Below are 4,240 nucleotides of genomic sequence, written 5' to 3' on the forward strand. Positions count from 1 at the left end.
TTTTTCACCTATTAACAAATACTGGCATTTCTCTATAAAACTCTATTGATTTTAGAAAGAGTTTTATAGAGAAATGCCAGTATTTGTTAATAGGTGAAAAAAGACTTATAGATGAAGACTTATATCTAAAAGCAAAATCAAAAGAAGTGTTTGATTTTTTTAACTCAGATGGAACCTTTAATCTGACATTAAGTTTTGACATACAAAAAAATGAAAGTTTGCTTGATAGTCTTTTGGAGCTTAGAAAATCAATAATCATAAATGAGAGAATTTAATTTATTTGGATATAATATTAAAATGGAGGGATTTATATGGACGTAGAAAAAATGACTTTAAGAGTTCAAAAAAGTTTAAATGAGGCTTATAATGAAGCAGTAAAAAATCATAACCAACAAGTAGATGTAATTCATCTTTTTTCAGCACTTATTAATCAAGAAGATGGGTTAATACCAAATATAATAGAAAAGATGAATATATCAATAGATTCTTTAAGAAATACTGTAAACCTTGAAATGGATAAACTTCCAAAAGTATATGGAGAAGGAGCAGATTCACAAGGAGTGTCAGCTACTAGAAAAATAAATGAAGTACTTATAAAAGCAGAAAGTATTTCTAAAGAATTTAAAGATTCATATATAAGTGTTGAGCATGTTATGCTTGCAATGATGGAAACAGAATCAAAATCAGTTGTTGGTAAAATATTGAAACAATATAATATAAATAAAAATGACTTTTTAAACGTTTTATCACAAGTTAGAGGTAGTCAAAGGGTAGAAACGCAAGACCCAGAAGGAACATATGATGCGCTTGCTAGATATGGAACAAATTTAGTAGATTTAGCTAAAAAAAATAAGTTAGACCCTGTAATTGGAAGAGATGAAGAAATAAGAAGAATTATAAGAATTTTATCGAGAAGAACAAAAAATAACCCTGTATTAATTGGTGAACCAGGTGTAGGTAAAACTGCGATAGTTGAAGGCTTAGCAGAAAGAATAGTAAGAGGAGATGTACCAGAAGGATTAAAAGATAAAATAGTATTCTCTCTTGATATGGGTGCATTGATTGCTGGTGCAAAATATAGAGGAGAATTTGAAGAAAGATTAAAGGCTGTCTTAAAAGAAGTTCAAAGTTCTGATGGAAAAATCATATTATTTATAGATGAGATTCATACTATAGTTGGAGCTGGTAAAACAGAAGGATCAATGGATGCAGGTAACCTGATTAAGCCTATGCTTGCAAGAGGAGAGTTAAATTGTATTGGTGCAACTACTTTTGATGAATACAGAAAATATATAGAAAAAGATAAAGCACTTGAAAGACGTTTCCAACCTGTAATTGCAGAAGAACCTACTGTTGAAGATACAATATCTATACTTAGAGGACTTAAAGAACGATTTGAGATACATCATGGAGTAAGAATTCATGATAATGCTATTGTAGCAGCAGCAAAACTTTCTCATAGATATATACAAGATAGATTTTTACCAGATAAAGCAATAGATTTAATAGATGAAGCTGGAGCTATGATTCGTAGTGAAATAGATTCATTACCAACAGAATTAGATGTGGTTAGAAGAAAATTATTTACACTAGAAACTGAAAGAGAAGCTTTACTCAAAGAAAATGATGATAAGAGTAAGTCAAGACTAGAAGATATTCAAAAGGAAATAGCAGAGTTAAAATCTAAAAATGATGAAATGACTGCTAAATATGAAAAAGAGAAGAGTCAAATATTAGATATTAAAAATTTAAAATCTCAATTAGATGAAGCTAAAGGGAAAGCTGAAAAATATGAAAGAGAATATGATTTTAATAAAGCAGCAGAGGTTAAATATGGTGAAATACCTAAATTAGAAGAGCAAATAAAAAAATATGAGGAAAGTATGAATGATGGTTCTGAGAATTCACTTTTAAAAGAAGAAGTTACAGAAGAAGAAATATCTAATATTGTATCAAAGTGGACAGGTATACCAGTAACTAAATTAGTTGAAGGTGAAAGAGAAAAGCTGCTTAAGCTAGAAGATGAACTTCATAAGAGAGTTATTGGACAGAATGAAGCAGTTACAGCAGTTTCAAATGCAGTAATACGTGCAAGAGCTGGCCTAAAAGATGAAAGAAAACCAATTGGTTCATTTATATTCTTAGGACCTACAGGAGTTGGAAAAACTGAACTTGCAAAAACTCTTGCTAGAAATTTATTTGATAGTGAAGATAATATAATTAGAATTGACATGTCTGAATATATGGAAAAACATGCTGTATCAAGATTAGTAGGACCTCCTCCAGGATATGTAGGATATGAAGAGGGGGGACAACTTACAGAAGCAGTTAGACGTGCACCTTATTCTGTAATATTATTTGATGAGATAGAAAAGGCACATGAAGATGTATTTAATATGTTTTTACAAATATTAGATGATGGTAGACTTACTGATAATAAAGGTAAGACTGTAGACTTCAAAAATACTCTTATAATAATGACCTCTAATATAGGAAGTAATTATTTATTAGAAGCAGGTGGAAACATAACAGATACTACTAACAGTCTTGTAATGAATGAGATGAAGCATCGATTTAAACCTGAATTTCTAAATAGAATAGATGATATTATAATGTTTAAACCTTTAGACCAAGATAATATCAAGAAAATTATAGACATATTTATGGAAGATTTAAAAAATAGATTAAAAGAAAAAGATATTTCTATTGAAGTTACAGATTCAGCTAAAGATGTTATGGTGAGAGAAGGTTATGACCCTGTGTATGGTGCAAGACCTCTTAAGAGATATATAGGAAATACATTAGAAACTATAATTGCAAGAAAACTTATTGCTGGAGATATATATACTGGCTGTACTATAGTTATAGATGGGAAAAATGAAAATATTGAAGTTTTAGTTAAGTAATAAAAGTCAGTAGAGCAAAATGTGCGGTTTGATACATTATGCTCTACTGACTTTCTTGTTGATTAATGTTAATTAATTTATAGATTTATAGTTTTAAGAAGGAAAATATAATTATTTTTATTATTTATGTAATATAGGATTATTAATTGATTTTATATTATATAACTATTTTTAAGAGTATTAAAGTTTTTTTTAATAAAAGTTGATAAAATATATGATATAAATAAATAAAACTATTAATATAACTGAAGGTAAAAATAAATGTGGAAGGATATAGTATTTAATGAAAAATATATTTTACTATGAAACTAAAATTGGGAACATAGGAATATCAGAAGAAAATAATTATATTACAGATTTATTCTTTGGTATGCAAGAATTATCTTGTGAAAAATACACAGTTAAAGAGACTGAAATTATAAAAGAAGCAAATAAACAGTTAAGTGAATATCTAAATGGTGATAGAAAAAAATTTGCTTTACCATTACATCCATCAGGAAGTGAGTTTAGTAAACAAGTTTGGAGTGAACTTTGCAAAATTCCATATGGAGAAACAAGAACTTATCTAGAATTAGCAAATACAATTAATAGACCTAAATCATATAGAGCAGTGGGATTAGCCAATAGTAAAAATCCTATCTCTATTTTTATACCTTGCCATAGGCTTATTGGTTCTAATGGAAGTTTAAGAGGTTATTTGGGCGGAATAAAAACAAAGGATTATTTATTAAAACTTGAAAGTGAAAATAAATAATAGAATTATATAGTAAGTACATATTGAAAGATAATACTTATAATGAAAATTAACTTTATCTTCACTAATAATTAAGTTCCAATAATTAAATCATGAAAACTTAAACTCTCAATAATAAAAATGGTCTAAAGCTGAATAAATTTTACTACACAAATATAAATGGAATAACATAAATTTATTTGTTGAAAAGGAAAAAGTAGCAGAGAATAATAGTGAATTTGATACTATTTACTGATGATTTTTAAGGAACTAAATAAAAGAGAAATACTATTTTGTGAGAGAATCTTGAAGCGTAGGCAGATAAGTCTATTCCCCCCTTAGAAAGTAGATTTTAATTATGTTTATAAATGGCAAAAAAATACTGAAAATGATAGTTAGTAAACTATCATTTTCAGTATTTTTTTATAATTTATCAAGTACTAAAAAGTAGATTAAATAAACATAAAAATTTATATATTTATACAAAATTTTATAATGAGAATTATCTTAAAAAATATATAAAAACATAAAAAATATACAAAATTCTACAATAATAGATTTTTTTGTTATAATTACGAGTTTTTTATTGCATCTGTAGAAT

Annotated in this window: 3 protein-coding genes; all 3 read left to right on the plus strand. The window is 27.2% G+C overall.

Going from position 1 to position 4,240, the window contains the following annotated elements:
* Positions 1 to 83: 83 nt before the first annotated feature.
* Entirely contained in the window at positions 84 to 275 is a 192-nt protein-coding gene (locus tag KGF48_RS19595) for a hypothetical protein (protein ID WP_227868494.1), read from the plus strand.
* Positions 276 to 311: 36 nt separating this feature from the next.
* Positions 312 to 2,906 (plus strand): ATP-dependent chaperone ClpB, encoded by a 2,595-nt coding sequence (gene clpB / locus KGF48_RS19600; RefSeq protein ID WP_227868495.1) that lies wholly within the window; start codon positions 312 to 314, stop codon positions 2,904 to 2,906.
* A gap of 283 nt (positions 2,907 to 3,189) precedes the next feature.
* Positions 3,190 to 3,660: a methylated-DNA--[protein]-cysteine S-methyltransferase gene (locus KGF48_RS19605; protein ID WP_227840957.1), complete on the plus strand. Its 471-nt coding sequence runs from the start codon at positions 3,190 to 3,192 to the stop codon at positions 3,658 to 3,660.
* Positions 3,661 to 4,240: the final 580 nt, after the last annotated feature.

The organism is Clostridioides sp. ZZV15-6388 (assembly GCF_020657755.1).
Classification (GTDB): domain Bacteria; phylum Bacillota; class Clostridia; order Peptostreptococcales; family Peptostreptococcaceae; genus Clostridioides.